The organism is Streptomyces pacificus, assembly GCF_011766325.1.
Classification (GTDB): domain Bacteria; phylum Actinomycetota; class Actinomycetes; order Streptomycetales; family Streptomycetaceae; genus Streptomyces; species Streptomyces pacificus.
Genome location: NZ_BLLG01000016.1, coordinates 84,371 through 100,117, shown reverse-complemented (window position 1 = coordinate 100,117; position 15,747 = coordinate 84,371). Strand labels below are relative to the sequence as shown.

Genomic DNA, 15,747 nt, shown 5'->3' with positions numbered 1-15,747 from the left:
CGATCAGTCCCCCGTCCCGGTCCGCTGCTCCTGGACGGCGCGCCACAGGCCCGCCGGGGAGGCCTGGGCCGGGTCCGCGAGGACGCGGGGGTGGAGCTCCACCTCGAACTCCTCCTCGATCGCCATCAGCAGGGCGATGGTGCGGAGCGAGTCCACACCGAGGTCCACGAGGGGGGTCTGCGGGTCGGTCACCGTGACGGAGCAGATCCGCTCCACGAGGCGGTCAAACTGCGGCTGGTTCATGGGGGGTCCTGGTCTGTGCGGGGGGAACGGGGGTGTCGTGCTCCGAAGCCGCGGCGGCGCACAGGCGCCGCACGGCCTCGCGGTCCGGCTTGCCGTTGGCGGTGAGGGGCACCGATGGGATCGGAATGATCCGGTCGGGGAGCCGGGCACGGTCCAGGAGCCGCGCGAGACGCGTGCGCACCTCCTGCGGACCGAGGGAGGTCTGCACCGCCAGATGCAGCGGCGCGTCCTCGTGTTCGGGGCGCAGCGCGACCGCGGCGGCCACCCCGGGGATCCGCTCGGCGGCGTCCTCGATCTCGGTGAGGCCCATGCGCACGCCGCGCCGCTTGATCATGTCGTCGTCGCGGCCGACGAAGTACAGCAGGCCGGCCTCGTCGAGGTGCCCCCGGTCCCCGGTATGGAGTTCGAGCGAGCCGTCGGCCCGGCGGACGTACCGGTTCTGCTGCTCCTGGGGGACCCCCCAGTAGCCGTCCATCACCGTGCTCCCCCACACGACGATCTCCCCCACCTCGCCGGGGCCGAGGGCGCGGCCGTCCGCGCCGACGACGCGCACATGGTCGCCGGGGATCGGCCGGCCCACGGAGTCCGGGTGCGCCTCGTACAGGGCGGGGTCGAGCACCGAGATGCGCTGACACTCCGTCATCCCGTACATGGAGGCGAACACCGAGCCGGGGAAGAGTTCCAGAAGCTCCGCCGTGACCGCCTTGCCCGGGCGGGCCCCCGTGTTGGTGAACAGCCGGACACCGGTGGGCCGGCGCAGCCTGCGCTGCAGCAGGGTGAGCATCTGGGCCAGCGACGGCACGAGGGGCACGACGGTGACCCCGTGCCGCTCGATGGCGCTCAGCAGCGCCCGGTCGCCGTCCCGTTCCACCAGGACCAGGGTGGAGCCCGCATGGGCGCACAGCAGGGCCTGGTAGAGCCCGTAGTCGAAGGAGAGCGGCAGCCGGCACAGCACGACGTCCTCGGCGCGGTAGCCGAGGCACTCGTCGACCGCCCGCACCGCCGCGAGCACCTGCCGGTGGGGGCATACCACGCCCTTCGGGCGGCCGGTCGTGCCGGAGGTGTAGACGAGCAGGGCGACGTCGCCGTCCGAGACGGCGCCGGCGAAGCCGTCGGCGGGAGAGTCCCGGATCTCCCGCCGGGCGCGCGCGACGTCCACGGTGCGCCGGGCCCGCCGGCCCGCGCTGGGGGTGCACACCGCCAGGGCGGCCCCGCAGTCGTCGACGATATGGGCGACCTGGGCGTCGGTCAGTTCCGGGTGCACCGGCACGAAGACGGCGCCGATGCGCAGTGTCGCGTAGAACAGGGCGAGGAAGGCGCCGTCGTTGCCCCCGGCGTACACCACCCGGGCTCCGCCGGTGACACCCTGGGCGCGCAGCCAGCCCACCGCCCGGTCGACCCTGGTTCCCAGTTCGCGGTAGGAGAGGCTGCCGTCGGAGGCGATCACGGCCGGATGGCCGGCGCGCTCGGCACGGACGCGTGCGAAGAGCTCAGACACCGGCATGGGTCGCCTCCCTCGTCCGGGAGGCCGCGGTGAGACGCGCCCGGACCCTGCGGAGGTCGCCCGGCGTGCTGACGGACATCACGAACAGCGCGGGGAGCTGGCGCCTGAGGATGTTGGCGAGTGTGCGGGAAGGGGGCAGGGCCACGGTCACGTCCGGCGCGATCCGTCCGAGGGTGAGCAGGCAGAGGTCCCAGCGCACCGGCCGCACGACCTGGTCGACCAGCCGCCGCCGGATCGTCTCGGGCCTGTCGAGTGGTTCGCCGTCGGCGTTGGACAGCAGCAGCCCGCGCGGCGGCCGGAACGGCGTCACAGCGGCCGCGGCGGCCAGGCGCCGCCGTGCGGTTTCCATGTACCGGGTGTGGAAGGCCCCTGCGACCTTCAGCGGCTTGACCGTGCTCCCGCCAGGGGGCTTGGCCGCCAGACGCCGCAGGTCCTCGGTCGGTCCCGCGGCCACGATCTGGCCGGCGCCGTTGAACGTCGCGGCGGTGAGGCCGTGTTCGGCGATCGCGGCGAGGGTGTCCGTCTCGTCGCCGCCCACCACGGCGGCCATGGACGTGGGCACCAGGGCGCAGGCGTCGGCCATGGCGCGGCCGCGGATCGCGGCCAGGCGTACGGCGTCGGTGGGACTCAGCACCCCGGCGCAGGCGGCGGCGGTGATCTCACCCACCGAGTGGCCCGCCGCCACTGTGGCCTGCGCGCCCGGATCCCGGTGGGCCAGCAGTCCCTGGGCGACCAGCAGGGGCTGGGTGTTCTCGGTCCGGGCGATCTCGGCGGCCGAGGCTCTGGTGCCCAGGTGCACCAGATCGACGTCGGCGGCCTCGGACCAGGCCCGGACCTGCTCGGCGAGGACCGGGTCGCGCAGCCAGCCGGCCAGCATGCCGGGGGCCTGGGAGCCCTGTCCCGGTGCGATGAAGGCAATCACCAGCTCTACACCCTTCTTGGTGGGAGGACGTGTCGCGCGCGGCCGTCGGCGGACGGTGCCGCACGGGCGACGGGGGTCGTAGGGGCTACGGATGTGGCAAGGGCTACGGGTGTGTTGCGGATCTGGGCAGGACCGCGGAGCGGCGGTGCGCTAGAGGCGGCCCGTGCTCCGCCGGAAGCGGCGGATCGCCATGAAGGAGAACGCGGCCAGCCAGGCGGCCACGTTGAGCACGGCGCCCGCCAGGCTGGAGTGCTCGCCGCTGAACGAGTAGCCGTCGGTGAGTGCGTAGCGGGCCAGCGCCGAGACGCCGTACATGGGCGTGTACCGGGCGATCTCCAGCATGGTGCCGCTGAGCGGGATGAACAGGTTGCCGAGGAACGCGAGCGCGGTCATCACCAACCCGGGTATGTGCGTGACGGTCTCGGGCTTGAGAGCCAGCCCCAGCGCGATGCCGAGGGCGGCGAAGACGGCGGAACCGAGCCAGGCGACGAGGAGGGACGTGACCCAGACGCCCGGCTCCGCGCGAGCGCCGGTGGCGAATCCCACCACCCCGATGACGGCGACGGGCACGGCGGCCATCATCACCGAGCAGAGCACCTTCACGAAGAGGTACCCGGGTGGCGCGAGAGGGCTCAGGGCGATCGTGCGCATCCAGCCGCTGGACTTCTCGATCGAGATGGTGGCCGCCGAGCTGATGGCCGCCATCGCCGCTCCGTAGACGGCCAGGCCCGTCATCATCCAGGCGGCGAAGTTGCCGTGCGCGAGCGCCCCGCCCTCCGGGCCCGTCCGGAACAGGGCGAGGTAGAGGACCGCGGGCAGCAGGATGGTGAAGACGGTGGTCTGGCGGCTGAAGCGCCGCCGGAGCTCGAAGGCGACAAAGGTGGGGTTCACGCCGCTGAAAGGCGAGGTCCGTATGCGGGGGACGGACGTCTGCGCGGTACTCATCGCCGGGCCTCCCGGACGTCTCGGACTGGTTCGCGGTCGCGGTCGCGCCCGTGGTCGTGGTCGCGGTCGCGCCCGTGGTCGTGGTCGCGGTCGCGCCCGTGGTCGTGGTCGTGGTCGTGGTCGGTGATGGCCAGGAAGGCCTCCTCGAGGCTGCGCGGCGCGACCTCGATCTCCGCGGCGGACGTCCGGTGGAGCAGCAGACGCAGCACGGAGTCGGAGTCCGCGCAGTCGAAGCAGTGGCGGTCGCCGCGCACCGTGCTGGAGCGGACATCCGGGGAAGCGGCCACCATGGCGGCCTCCACGGCGGTCATCCGGGCGGACACGGTGCGTCCGGTGATGGCGGCTCTGACGGTGGACACGGAGCCGTCTGCGACCAGCCGGCCGCGGTCGATCATCACGACCCGGTCGGCGAAGTGCTCCGCCTCCTCCACGTAGTGGGTGGCGAACATGACGGTCGTGCCGCGCGCCGCGTCCTGCCGCACGGCGGCCCAGAACTCCCGGCGGGCCGCCACGTCCATCCCGGCCGTCGGTTCGTCCAGCACCAGGAACTCGGGCTCGGGCAGCAGGGCGAGGGCGAACCTCAGCCGCTGCTGTTCGCCGCCGGAGCACTCGCCGACCCTGCGTCTGCGCAGTGCGGTGAGACCGGCCCGGCGGATGGCCCTCTCGGGATCCGCACCGGGGTGCAGCGAGCCGAGCATCCGCACGGTGGCCTGGACGGTCAGATCGGGCAGCAGTCCGCCGGTCTGCAGGACGGCACCGACCCGTCCGGAGCGCACCGCCTGCTGCGGGGGCCCGCCGAAGAGCCGCACCTCGCCCGAATCCGGTGCGAGGAGTCCCAGCAGCATGTCGATGGTGGTGGTCTTCCCGGCGCCGTTCGGCCCCAGGAACGCCACGACCTCTCCTCGTCGTATGCGTAGATCGAGATCGTTGACGGCGGCGAACTCCGCGCCTTTCGTATCGGCGTAGCGCTTGACGATCTTACTCAGCACGGCGACCTCGGAAGAGGCCGCCTCTCTGGATTCCGGCCGATGCGGGGCATGAGCCATCACGAGAATCTCCATAATTTGCTAGAGCCACCTTGCGGCGATTTACAAGAGACCTGTAGAGTTGTGATCCAATTCACGTTCACGCCGCGGGTGCCGCACTTCGCACGAGGCGCCCCGGATAGTCGGCTCAGCCTGCTCCCGATGCGGCGCACGCCCGGTCGGCATCGACTCGTGGCGGCAGGCCCTTACGCGCGGGGCGCGGGTGGCCGTGGCGCTTCCGGCGCGGGCCCGGCGCAGGGGCCCGCCGGGAGGAAGGTGCCCGCGGCCGCCGGCCCGTTGGCAGCGGGCCTGAGTGGTCGGGGTGGGGACCGGCTCCGCGGCCCGGTCGGCACCCGTCTTCATGGGTCCTCATTCGGTCTCGCCTCGTGGTGCGTCTCTCGATGAATGCGTCGCCGCGGCCCGCTCACCGACCGTCGCGGGCAGAGCGGTGACAGGCCGCCCGCGGGCGCGATGCACGGGGCGGCCGTCGATGGGGTACGAGGACTTCAGGGCCCTCGCGGTTCGCTCTTCCTGCCAGCCGGAAATTGCCGAGCGGGCGCCGGGGTGACGCTCACATTCGCGTTGCTGACTGCAAAGATCGACCAGTGTCCAAACACGTGGTCGCGCTTCTGGTGATGAACCTAGCGAGGAAATCGGGCTATATCGGTAAGGGGAAGGTGCGGAGATGGCAAAGTGCTTGCCTGTCGGATGCACTTAATGTTTGCGCGCGCTTGTGAATACCGATGGCGAGCACGGACGGTGGCGCCGACCGGAATCGAAGAGGCGGATGCGCCGCGGGAGCTCGGAGCGCCCCTGATCGCGGAGGCCGGATCCCGGCGCGGTGCCCCCGGCGCACCCGTACGCCCCCGTACGTACTCGGGCGAGCGCGAGCGGGGAAGGGGACGGGGCGCGAGTGCGAGTGCGAGTGCGAGTGCGAGTGCGAGTGCGGGTGCGGGTGCGGCAGCGGGGAGGAGTGGTGCGGAGCGGGGGCCGGTGCGGTGCATCGCGGGATGCCGGATCGGCCTCGCCGTGGTCCTGCCCGGTTGATGCGGCAACGCGCCGACCCCCAGTTGCCGGCCGTGCCGGGCGTCGCGACGGGGCGGGGCGGGGCGGGCGCCACCCGACCCGGGACGAGCGGCATCCGGGGGTCGCGGCGCCCCCCCCGCCCCACCCGTTGGCGCCCTTGACGCGCCGCCGGGACGCGACGGGCCTGCGCGTGCCACCGGCGGAAGCCGGGTCCGCTCAGGAGGCGGTGGCCTTGCCCCGGACGTGCGCGACGTAGCGGACGGTGAAGAGCATCGGGACGGCGAATCCGGCGAGTTGCACGATGGTCGCCGCGGCCGAGTGGGCGTTTCCTGCGTATGCCTCCAGCGCGAGGACGGCTGCGGTCAGGGCGAAGGCCGCGGTCCATACGGCGGTGATGACGACGTTGGTGTGCAGGAAGGCCCTGCGGGTCCAGACCTCTCTGGGGGTGGTGCGGCGGGCGATGCCCAGAGTGAACGGTTTGCCTATGGCCAGCGAAGCCCCGGAGATGACGGCGAGGGTGCCGGAGGCGAGCGCGGCGGAGTACTCGTGCAGGCCCGACTGCGGGTCGCTGAAGGCCGTGAAGGCCAGCGCGGCGAAGAAGAAGGCCGAACCCAGCTCGATGATCAGGGCGTCGAATCCGCTCCCGGCCCGTCGCTGCGAACGAATGATCACGACGGCGACCGCCAGCGCGGCCAGTGATGCCCACTGCCAGTGCTGCGAGGGGATTGCCGCGAAGACGATCCACGGCAGGAACGTCCGCAGGTAAGACATGGTCCCTCCAAGGGTATCAATTATGACATGTCGAAAGTAGAAGGTGCTGGGTCGATATGTCAATTGTGGAAGGTAGAGTGTCGGCATGAGCCTCAGACACGCACTGCTCGGTCTCCTGTCGGAGCGCCCCGCCAGCGGGTACGACCTGCTGAAGCGCTTCGACACCTCACTGGCCAACGTCTGGCCCGCGACCCAGAGCCAGATCTACACCGAGCTGACCAGGCTGGCGGGCGCCGGCCTCATCACCGTGGCGGCCGAGGGGCCCCGCGGCCGCAAGGAGTACGCGCTCACGGACGCGGGGATGTCCGAGCTGCGGCACTGGCTGACCGAGACGAAACCCCAACTCAGCACCCGCAGCGATGTGCTGCTGCGCGTCTTCTTCCTCGGCGTGCTGGAGCCGGGGCAGGCGCGTACGTATCTGACCGAGCTGACCACACTGTCCGAGGAGGGACACCGGGAACTGCGCAGACTGACGGACGCCATCGACTGGGGCGACGACGCTCTCTCGCTGTACGGGCGGATCGCCCTGGAGTACGGACTGCGGTTCAACGCCATGCGCCGCGAGTGGGCCGAGTGGGCGGCCGAACAGATCACGTGAGCCCGGCCGCCTGACGCGCCGCCGCCGATCGGCCGGAGCCTCCGCCGGGCGAGCGGCGCCGCTCGCCCGGCGGAGGCCGCCAGTGCGTCAGCCGGAGTACGTCGACCGGAGTGATCGCCATCGCCGAGGCCACCTGGTGCGGCCTGCCTCATGTGGCCGAAGAGCGGCCCCGATCCTTACATGAGTGTGACGCCCCGTCGATCCGTCTTGTCCGGGCCGGGGCGCCGCTTGTGGACTGCGTTGTGCTGCCGCACGGCAGCCGACCGCGCGGACGTGCGGTCCGTAGCCTGATCGGGAAGGGTCGGCTGTGACTCAGCAGATACGCAGCGCAAGCGCGGGAGCGGCAGAGCGGCGAAGCGGGAAGGTCCGCGGGCGTGCGGCCCGCCCCGAGCAGGTGGCTGCCGCTGCCCCGCGGACACTGCCCGTATTCTCCCGGGGACCCGCCGCCGGCCTCAGCTGCGAGCAGGTGCACCTGGCGGTCGGAGCGCAGGCGGCCCTCCGGCCCCGGTCGGTGGCGGCCGAGCACCTGGGGGCGGCCATCACCTACGGGGAACTGGAGCGTCAGTCGGACCGCCTGGCCTTCGTGCTGGCGGATGCCGGGGTCGGTCCTGGCCAGTACGTCCCGATCTTCGCCAGCAGGGGGATCCCCCTGCTGGTCGGGCTGCTTGCGGTGCTGAAGACGGGAGCCGCCTACGTGCCCCAGGACATACGGGTCTGCCCCGCCGAGCAGTTGCGGCACATCCTCGCGGTGACCGGAGCACGCGTGGTCCTCACGACAAAGGAGCACGCCCGCCTCGTCCCGGTCGTCGACGGTGTGCGGGTGACGGCCGTCGACGCAACGGTGGCCCGGCCCGGGAACGGGAACGGGGACGGGAACGGGGACGGGGACGGGGACGGGGACGGAGGCGGAGGCGGAGGCGGAGGCGGCCGGCGCTTCGTCCCCGTCCGGCCCACGAGCGGGGACGACCCCTGCTACGTCCTGTTCACCTCCGGCACCACCGGCTCGCCGAACGGCGTCGTGGTGACGCACCGCAATGTGTGCAACCTGCTCCTGACCGAGCCGGGCGGCCTGGGCATGGGGCCGGGCACCAGGGTGGCGCAGGTCCTCTCCATCGCCTTCGACATGGCGGCGTGGGAGATGCTCGGCGCGCTGACGCACGGGGCGACCCTGGTCATCCGCGGCAAGGACATCGCGGCAGCGGTGCGCCGGGCCGATGTGGTGATCTCCACGCCCACCATCCTCAGCGGCATCGACCCGGCGTCCTGCCCCTCGGTCGGCGTCGTCGCCGTGGCGGGGGAGCCCTGTCCGCGGGCCCTCGCCGACCGGTGGGCCGACGGCCGCGTCTTCTACAACTCCTGCGGCCCCACCGAGACCACGATCGTCAACACCATGCAGCGGTACCGCCGTTCCGCCCGCCGGCTCACCATCGGCAGGCCGACCCCCAACAACGCCGTGTATGTGCTCGACGCGCGGCGGCGCCCCGTGCCGGCCGGCGAGGTCGGCGAGATGTGGGCGGGCGGCGACGGCGTGTCGGCCGGATACCTCGGCGATCCGGCCCTCACCGGTGAGCGGTACGTACCGGACCCGTTTCTCGGCCGCGGCCGTCTGATGTTCCGCACCCGCGACCTGGGCCGCTGGACCCCGGAAGGTGAGCTGGAGATCCTCGGCCGCACCGACGACCAGGTGAAGGTCCGCGGATTCCGCGTCGAACTCGATGCGGTCTCCGCCGTCCTGGAGGCGCTGCCCGGTTGCAGGCGCGCCGCCACGGTGAAAGTGGACGACCGGACGCTGGTGTCCTTCGCCGCGGGGACCGGGCTCGATCCCGAAGCCGCCCGTGGGGCCGTGGCTCTCGCGCTGCCCTACTACTGCGTTCCGGAGGCGGTCCACGTCATGGAGGAGCTGCCCCGCACCAGCCGAGGCAAGATCGACAAAGCGGCCCTGCTGCGTCTGGTCGAGCACCGGGGCCGGGAGGCCGGCCGATGAGCGCGCCGCGGCCGCCGGCACTGCCGCGGGCCCTGCCGGGGGACGTCCGCCTGCCTCCGCCCGCCCCGCTCGCACGCCGCGTCTGGAAGCATCCCCGGCTGATGCACTACAACCGGCTGGCAGCGCTGGTCGTGGCGGTCAACCTGGCCGTCCTCGCCGTCCTGCAGGCCCGTGACGCGGTGGACGCGCACACCCTGGGACGCCTGGCGCTGGCCGACTTCGCCCTGGCGGTCGTGATCCGCCAGCAGCACGTGATCAACCTGCTGTTCCGGATCGCCGTCGCAGCGCCCCTGCACTGGCCGCTGGGAATCCGCTGGGCCCTCGGAAAGGTGTATCACTTCGGAGGTCTGCACGTCGGGGGAGCTCTCGCCGGGACGGTGCTGTTCCTCGCCCAGACCGCGGCCCTGGCTGCGGAACGCGCCCCGGGTCCGGTGCTGGCGGTCTCCTGCCTGCTGGTCGCCCTGCTCGCGGTGGTGGTGGTGACCGCGCTGCCGCCGGTGCGGGGCCGCCACCACGATCTGTTCGAGCGCACCCACCGGTTCGGCGGATGGGCGGCCCTCTGCCTGTTCTGGGCCCAGTTGCTGCTGTCGCTGCGGGCGGAGGGCCAGTCACCGGTCTCCGACCCGGGCGTCTGGGTGCTCGCCGCGGTCACGTTCAGTGTCGTCCTGCCCTGGCTGAGGCTGCGGCGGGTCCCGGTCCGTATCGAACGGCCGTCGGCGCACGTGGCCATCGCCCACTTCGACCACGGCGAGACGCCGTTCGCCGGTTCCTCCACCGCCATCAGCCGCAGCCCGCTGACCGAGTGGCACTCCTTCGCCAACGTGCCCGCGCCCGGGCGCACGGGGTTCAGACTCACGGTGTCCCGGGCGGGCGACTGGACCGGCGCCTTCATCGACGACCTGCCCTCCCATGTCTGGGTCAAGGGCGTCACCACCGCCGGCGTCGCCAACGTCGAGACCCTGTTCCGCAAGGTCGTGTACGTCGCGACCGGCAGCGGGATCGGGCCCTGCCTGCCCCATCTGCTCGCCGCCGAGGTGCCCTCCCGCCTGGTGTGGGCGGCCCGCAGCCCCCGGACGACGTACGGTGACGCACTGGTCGACGAGATCCTCGCCGTCCAGCCGGACGCGGTCGTCTGGGACACCTCCGGGAACGGGAAGCCGGACATGGTGCGCCTGGCCTACGCGGCCTACCGCGACTTCGGTGCCGAAGCGGTGATCTGCATCTCCAACAAGAGGCTGACGTGGCGGGTCGTCCACGGCCTGGAACGGCTCGGCATCCCCGCCTACGGCGCCATCTGGGACTCCTGAGAGGATCCGCACGGATATGAACGACCGTCAGTACCGCACCATCCGCGTCGACCGCGACGACCGGGTCGTCACCGTCACCCTGGACAGGCCGGCCGTCCTGAACGCCCTGAGCAGCGAGCTCATGGGGGAACTCGTGGACGCTCTGCAGCCGTTGGACCGCGACCCGGGCATCGGCTCCTTCGTGGTCACCGGTTCCGGGCGGGCGTTCGCGGCCGGTGCCGACATCACCGAGATGGCGTCACGGACCGCCGTGGAGATGGCGGCGGACGACTACTTCGCAGGCTGGGAGGCGTTCGCCGCCCTGCGCACCCCCAAGATCGCGTCGGTGGCCGGGTACGCGCTCGGCGGCGGTTGCGAACTCGCCATGATGTGCGACCTCGTCATCGCCGCCGACACCGCGGTCTTCGGTCAGCCGGAGGTACGGCTCGGCGTCATCCCGGGAATCGGCGGAACCCAGCGCCTGACCCGCCTGGTCGGCGCGGCCCGGGCCATGGACATGATCCTCACCGGCCGCACCATGGACGCCGCCGAGGCCGAGAGGGCAGGGCTGGTCTCCCGGACCGTGCCCGCGGACCGGCTCGCCGAGGAGACGGCCGAGGTGGCGCGGACCATCGCGGCGCACAGCAAGCCCGCCGTCCTCGCGGCCCGAGAGGCCGTCCAGCGCGCCCTCGAGACGGGCCTGCGCGACGGCCTGCTGTTCGAGCGCCGGGTCTTCCACGCTCTGTTCGCGAACCGTGACCAGAAGGAGGGCATGCAGGCGTTCATGGAGAAGCGCGATCCTGTGTTCACCGGCCGGTGACGACCCGTCGGGCCCCGCCGCGCGGGTGTCCGCGGCGGGTGCGGTCCGGGTGCGGCCGGTGGCGGACACGCCGCCTCCGGAGGTGAAGCGGAAACGCGTGGGTGCCGGCCATCACGGAAGCGGCGACAGCGGTGGCGGCGGCCCTGACGACCGGGCGCCGACTCGTGGTGGTGCGGACTCCTCCTGTCGCGGACTGCCCGTTCTCCCGGTCGGCCGAAAGCGCCTGGAGCGCGTACGGACGCGAGCGTCGGCGGGCCTCTCCGCTCCGGCGGGCCTGCCCGGAAGCCCTCGGCGCCACGGCCCGCGGCGGGGCCCGGCGCAGCGGGCAGGCCGCCCGTGCCGCCTGCCACCCTGTTCGGGGCGGCCGGCACGCGGGCGGGACGGACAGGCACCCGGCACCGATGACAGCCGGTAAGAACACCCCTGCGATGAGTCACGGGCGGCAACTGGCGGACGGGAGGGAGCAGACCGGGCAGGTTATCCTTGAAGGACCGACCCGCAACCAAGGCCCGTGATCGAGCCATGCCCACCGCAGACTCCCTCAGGACCCTGGCCCCCCGTCCGTCCACCGCCCGCACTCCCGACACCGCCCCGTCCGGCCGGACCGAGCGGCCCCGCGAACTCCGTCGTGTACTGGGGCTCTTCCGCCCCTACCGCGGACGCATCGCCCTCGTCGGCCTCCTGGTCGGGGCCTCCTCGCTGGTGGCCATCGCCTCCCCCTTCCTGCTGCGCGAGATCCTGGACACCGCGATCCCCCAGGGGCGCACCGGACTGCTCGGCCTGCTGGCCATGGGCATGATCGCGGTCGCCCTGGTGTCGGGCGTCTTCGACGTGCTGCAGACCCTGCTCTCCACCACGGTCGGCCAGCGGGTCATGCACGATCTGCGGACTTCCGTCTACCAGCGCCTCCAGCAGGTGCCCCTTGCCTTCTTCACCCGGACCCGCGGCGGCGAGGTGCAGTCCCGAATCGCCAACGACATCGGTGCGATGCAGGCCACGGTGTCGTCCACGGCGACATCGCTGGTCTCCAACTCCACCGCGGTGGTGGCCACGTTCGTGGCGATGCTGGCGCTCGACTGGCGGCTGACCGCTCTGTCCCTTCTGCTGCTCCCGTTCTTCTCCTGGATCAGTTTCCGGGTGGGCCGGGAACGCAAGAAGATCACCGCCCGGCGGCAGAAGCAGATGGCCTCCATGACGGCCGTCGTCGCGGACTCCCTCTCCATCGGGGGCATTCTGCTGGGCCGGACCATGGGGCGGTCGAAGTCGCTGATCGAGGACTTCACGGAGGAATCGGGGAAGGTGGCCCGCCTGCAGGTCAGTTCGAGCATGGCAGGACGCTGGCGGATGGCGTCCATCAGCGTCGCCATGGCGGCCATGCCCGCCCTCGTCTACTGGGCGGCCGGGCTCGCCATGCACGGCGGCGTGGCCACCCTTTCGATCGGGACGCTGGTGGCGTTCGTGACGTTGCAGCAGGGGCTGTTCCGTCCCGTGGTGAAACTGCTGTCGACCGGTGTGAAGATCCAGGCCTCGCTGGCGCTTTTCGCGCGGGTCTTCGAGTATCTGGACCTGCCTGCGACGGTCACCGAACGGAAGCACCCCACCCGGCTGGCCCGGGCGCGAGGCGAAGTGCGCTTCGAGGGGGTCGACTTCGCCTACGACCCCGACGGCCGGCCGGCTCTGCAGGACATCGACCTCCACATACCGGCCGGGACATCCCTGGCGGTGGTGGGCGCGACGGGTTCGGGCAAGAGCACGCTCGGGCACCTGGTACCCCGGCTCTACGACGTCACCGCGGGCCGGGTGACCCTCGACGGCGTCGACGTACGCGACCTCGGCTTCGAAACCCTGTCCCGGACCGTGGGAGTCGTCTCCCAGGAGACGCACCTCTTCCACGCGTCGGTGGCGGAGAACCTCCGCTTCGCGGCACCGGAGGCGACGGACGAGCAACTGGCCGAGGCCGCGAGGGCAGCCCGGATCCACGACCACATCGTGTCCCTCCCCGACGGCTACGACACGGTGGTCGGAGAGCGCGGTCATCGCTTCTCGGGCGGCGAGAAGCAGCGGCTGGCCCTCGCCCGCACCATACTGCGCAGCCCGCGCGTCCTGGTGCTCGACGAGGCCACCAGCGCTCTGGACACCCGCACCGAACGCGCGGTACAGCAAGCCGTCGAAGCGCTGTCGGCCGGGCGCACCACCATCACCATCGCGCACAGGCTGTCGACCGTCCGCAACGCCGACCGGATCGTGGTCCTGCACGGCGGACGCATCGTCGAGCAAGGCACCCACGAGGCCCTCGTCGCGCGTGACGGCCGGTACGCGGAGCTGGTACGCCGCGACACCGGACTGCTCCCGGTCGGCCGCGGCGCCGGACGGGTTCCGATCGCCGTGTGAGGCAGCCGGCGTACCCGCCGTCGCGATCCGGACGGACGGTGGCGGTGAACCGGTCGCGGGGCACCTCCGCGGGTCTGCACCGGTGATCGTGAGTTTTGGCCGAGTGGGCATCGGCGCTGCAGTCCCGTGGATAATGAGGCGCGTGTGGCGGTGGACAGAGATGCGGACGTTTCGTTGACGACCGCGCGCGAGCCTTTCCGGTCCCGTGTGCACGGGCGTCTCCTGGCCGCGGTCGCACTGGGCGGGCTGCTGGGCGGGACGGCCCGCTACGGCCTCGCGCTGGCGTTTCCCACGCCCGCGGGGACGTTTCCGCTGACGACGTTCGCCGTCAATGTCTCCGGTGCGTTCCTGCTGGCGCTGCTGCTGGTGTACCTGGTGGAGGTCAGGCGGCGGTCCGGGTCCGTACGGCCGTTCGCGGCCGTCGGGTTCCTCGGCTCGTACACCACGTACTCGACCTGGATGTTCGACACCGAACGCCTCCTGGGCGGCGGTCACTGCACCCTCGCGGTGCTCAACGTGCTGGGCAGTCTCCTCGCCGGCCTGGCCGCCACAGCACTGGGCCTGGCCGTCGGCCGACGGGTGCCGGCCGTTGCCGGCGACGTCCGCAGCCGGTTCCGGAACCGGTTCCGGAGGATCCCGTGATCACCCTGCTCGGTGTCGGGGCGGCGGCGGCTCTCGGAGCGGTCGCGCGCTACCTACTCGACCAGTACGTGCAGTACCGCAGGCCCGGCGCGTTCCCGCGGGGCACCTGGCTGGTCAACATCTCGGGGTCGTTCGCCCTGGGGCTCGTGGTGGGCCTGGGGGCGCGGCACGGGCTGCCGGAGCAGGTCCTGACGATCGTCGGCGCGGGTTTCTGCGGCGCCTACACGACGTTTTCCACGTTCAGTCACGAACTGGTCCGCCTGTACGAGCAGGGACAGACCGGAAAATCGCTGCTGTACGGCGCGTCGAGCCTCCTGGTGGGCCTGGCTGCGGTCACTGCCGGGTTCGCCGTCACAACGCTCTGAGACCTCCCCCCGGACGCATCCGCGGACTCGCCCCCGCATGCCCCCGCGAATGCGCCACCGGACGGTCCGGCGGAATGCCGCCCGTGAAACAGGGCGGCCCGTCCTCCAGGGACGTGACACGGGGCTTCGCGAGTCGTCTCCTTGAAGTGAGAGACATGACGCGGCATACGTTGATCAGAGCGACGGCCGCGCCTTGTCCGGTTCGCCGGCGACTGCTTCCCGGACGCCTGCAAGGCGATAGGGGACTTCCCCGGGCAGCAGGCCGTCTCCCGCCACCCGGACCTCCTCACAGCGCGGCGACTTCTTCCCGCGTCGGGTACGCCTCCTGCGCCCCCGCCTTCGTCACCGCCACGGCTCCGACCCTCGACGCGTACGCCGCCGCGTCCACGAGCGCGTCGCCCTGCCCCAGCCGCCAGGCCAGCGCCGCGGTGAAGGCGTCGCCCGCGCCGGTGGTGTCGACCGCGTCCACCCGCACCGCGGGCACCTGGTCCACGCCCCGCGCCGTCGCCACCAGAGCACCCTGCGCGCCGAGCGTCACCACCACCGACCGCGGGCCGCGGGCGAGCAGGGCCCGCGCCCAGTCGGCGGGCCGGTCGCCGGCCTGCGCGTCGCCGAGGACGGCCTTCGCCTCGTGCTCGTTCACGATCAGCGGGTCGCACGCCGCCAGCACCTCCGGCGGCAGGGGACGGGGCGGCGACGGGTTCAGTACGAAGCGGGTGCCGGGCGCCAGGCTGCGTACCGCCTCCACCACCGTCTCCAACGGGATCTCCAGCTGCGCCGACACCACCCGGGAGGCATGGAACAGGCTGCCCGCCGCCCGGATGTCTCCGGGGGTGAGCCGCCCGTTCGCCCCAGGCGACACCACGATGCTGTTGTCGCCGTCAGGGTCTACGGTGATCAGCGCGACGCCCGTCGGCGCGCCGCCGACCAGCACGCCCACCGTGTCGACCCCGGCCGCACGCTGCGCGTCGAGCAGCAGCCGGCCGTGCGCGTCGTCGCCGACCCGGGCCAGCAGCGCCGCACGGGCTCCCAGCCGGGCGGCCGCGACGGCCTGGTTGGCGCCCTTGCCGCCCGGATGGACAGCCAGATCGGAGCCGAGCACCGTCTCGCCGGGTCCCGGCCGCCGGTCGACCCCGATCACCAGGTCGGCGTTGGCCGACCCGATGACCAGGAGGTCGTAGTCGTACATGAAAGGTCTCCCCTGATACCCCGTATGCGGCAGGTG

14 protein-coding genes are annotated in these 15,747 nt (G+C 72.3%); 7 read left to right on the top strand and 7 right to left on the bottom strand.

What is annotated here, in order from left to right:
• Nucleotides 1–3: 3 nt before the first annotated feature.
• The 6 genes from SCWH03_RS22210 to SCWH03_RS22185 all read right to left on the bottom strand — a co-directional run bounded on the left by SCWH03_RS22210 (nucleotide 4) and on the right by SCWH03_RS22185 (nucleotide 6,436).
• Nucleotides 4–243 carry an acyl carrier protein gene (locus SCWH03_RS22210; protein WP_173266058.1) on the bottom strand — a complete coding sequence of 80 codons (240 nt, stop codon included), beginning with the start codon at nucleotides 241–243 and terminating at the stop codon, nucleotides 4–6.
• Nucleotides 224–1,747, bottom strand: a complete 1,524-nt coding sequence (locus SCWH03_RS22205; protein ID WP_173266057.1) for a class I adenylate-forming enzyme family protein — start codon at nucleotides 1,745–1,747, stop codon at nucleotides 224–226. Before SCWH03_RS22205 ends, SCWH03_RS22210 begins: the two co-directional genes overlap by 20 nt.
• Nucleotides 1,734–2,669 carry an ACP S-malonyltransferase gene (locus SCWH03_RS22200; RefSeq protein ID WP_173266056.1) on the bottom strand — a complete coding sequence of 312 codons (936 nt, stop codon included), beginning with the start codon at nucleotides 2,667–2,669 and terminating at the stop codon, nucleotides 1,734–1,736. Before SCWH03_RS22200 ends, SCWH03_RS22205 begins: the two co-directional genes overlap by 14 nt.
• A 150-nt stretch (nucleotides 2,670–2,819) precedes the next feature.
• A complete protein-coding gene (locus tag SCWH03_RS22195; RefSeq protein WP_173266055.1) occupies nucleotides 2,820–3,614 on the bottom strand; it encodes an ABC transporter permease in 795 nt (264 codons plus the stop codon).
• Entirely contained in the window at nucleotides 3,611–4,603 is a 993-nt protein-coding gene (locus tag SCWH03_RS22190; protein WP_254076941.1) for an ABC transporter ATP-binding protein, read from the bottom strand. The genes SCWH03_RS22195 and SCWH03_RS22190 overlap by 4 nt, the downstream gene beginning before the upstream one ends.
• Nucleotides 4,604–5,881: 1,278 nt before the next feature.
• The gene (locus SCWH03_RS22185) at nucleotides 5,882–6,436 is read right to left on the bottom strand and encodes a hypothetical protein (RefSeq protein ID WP_173266054.1); all 555 of its coding nucleotides are present in this window, start codon (nucleotides 6,434–6,436) and stop codon (nucleotides 5,882–5,884) included.
• Between the two features lie 85 nt (nucleotides 6,437–6,521).
• On the opposite strand from SCWH03_RS22185, the gene SCWH03_RS22180 reads away from it, so the two are divergent.
• The 7 genes from SCWH03_RS22180 to crcB all read left to right on the top strand — a co-directional run bounded on the left by SCWH03_RS22180 (nucleotide 6,522) and on the right by crcB (nucleotide 14,522).
• Complete coding sequence (locus SCWH03_RS22180) at nucleotides 6,522–7,034, top strand: PadR family transcriptional regulator (protein WP_173266053.1); 513 nt, start codon at nucleotides 6,522–6,524, stop codon at nucleotides 7,032–7,034.
• Nucleotides 7,035–7,452: 418 nt separating this feature from the next.
• Nucleotides 7,453–9,018, top strand: a complete 1,566-nt coding sequence (locus tag SCWH03_RS22175) for an amino acid adenylation domain-containing protein (RefSeq protein WP_371872746.1) — start codon at nucleotides 7,453–7,455, stop codon at nucleotides 9,016–9,018.
• Complete coding sequence (locus tag SCWH03_RS22170; protein WP_173266052.1) at nucleotides 9,015–10,325, top strand: FNR domain-containing protein; 1,311 nt, start codon at nucleotides 9,015–9,017, stop codon at nucleotides 10,323–10,325. The genes SCWH03_RS22175 and SCWH03_RS22170 overlap by 4 nt, the downstream gene beginning before the upstream one ends.
• Before the next feature lie 16 nt (nucleotides 10,326–10,341).
• Nucleotides 10,342–11,124, top strand: a complete 783-nt coding sequence (locus SCWH03_RS22165; RefSeq protein ID WP_173266051.1) for an enoyl-CoA hydratase-related protein — start codon at nucleotides 10,342–10,344, stop codon at nucleotides 11,122–11,124.
• Nucleotides 11,125–11,646: 522 nt separating this feature from the next.
• Entirely contained in the window at nucleotides 11,647–13,515 is a 1,869-nt protein-coding gene (locus SCWH03_RS22160) for an ABC transporter ATP-binding protein (RefSeq protein ID WP_173266050.1), read from the top strand.
• A 207-nt stretch (nucleotides 13,516–13,722) separates the two neighbouring features.
• Nucleotides 13,723–14,157 carry a fluoride efflux transporter FluC gene (locus tag SCWH03_RS22155; protein ID WP_173266049.1) on the top strand — a complete coding sequence of 145 codons (435 nt, stop codon included), beginning with the start codon at nucleotides 13,723–13,725 and terminating at the stop codon, nucleotides 14,155–14,157.
• Nucleotides 14,154–14,522 (top strand): fluoride efflux transporter CrcB, encoded by a 369-nt coding sequence (gene crcB / locus SCWH03_RS22150; protein WP_173266048.1) that lies wholly within the window; start codon nucleotides 14,154–14,156, stop codon nucleotides 14,520–14,522. Before SCWH03_RS22155 ends, crcB begins: the two co-directional genes overlap by 4 nt.
• A gap of 286 nt (nucleotides 14,523–14,808) precedes the next feature.
• Here crcB and SCWH03_RS22145 read toward each other — a convergent pair whose 3' ends face one another.
• Nucleotides 14,809–15,711, bottom strand: coding sequence for a ribokinase (locus SCWH03_RS22145; protein WP_173266047.1), 903 nt, complete (start codon nucleotides 15,709–15,711; stop codon nucleotides 14,809–14,811).
• Nucleotides 15,712–15,747 lie beyond the last annotated feature (36 nt).

Coding starts and splice junctions, on each gene's coding strand:
- SCWH03_RS22210 (WP_173266058.1), bottom strand. CDS start 243: ATGAACCAGCCGCAGTTTGACCGCCTCGTGGAGCGGATCTGCTCCGTC.
- SCWH03_RS22205 (WP_173266057.1), bottom strand. CDS start 1,747: ATGCCGGTGTCTGAGCTCTTCGCACGCGTCCGTGCCGAGCGCGCCGGC.
- SCWH03_RS22195 (WP_173266055.1), bottom strand. CDS start 3,614: ATGAGTACCGCGCAGACGTCCGTCCCCCGCATACGGACCTCGCCTTTC.
- SCWH03_RS22185 (WP_173266054.1), bottom strand. CDS start 6,436: ATGTCTTACCTGCGGACGTTCCTGCCGTGGATCGTCTTCGCGGCAATC.
- SCWH03_RS22180 (WP_173266053.1), top strand. CDS start 6,522: ATGAGCCTCAGACACGCACTGCTCGGTCTCCTGTCGGAGCGCCCCGCC.
- SCWH03_RS22170 (WP_173266052.1), top strand. CDS start 9,015: ATGAGCGCGCCGCGGCCGCCGGCACTGCCGCGGGCCCTGCCGGGGGAC.
- SCWH03_RS22165 (WP_173266051.1), top strand. CDS start 10,342: ATGAACGACCGTCAGTACCGCACCATCCGCGTCGACCGCGACGACCGG.
- SCWH03_RS22160 (WP_173266050.1), top strand. CDS start 11,647: ATGCCCACCGCAGACTCCCTCAGGACCCTGGCCCCCCGTCCGTCCACC.
- SCWH03_RS22145 (WP_173266047.1), bottom strand. CDS start 15,711: ATGTACGACTACGACCTCCTGGTCATCGGGTCGGCCAACGCCGACCTG.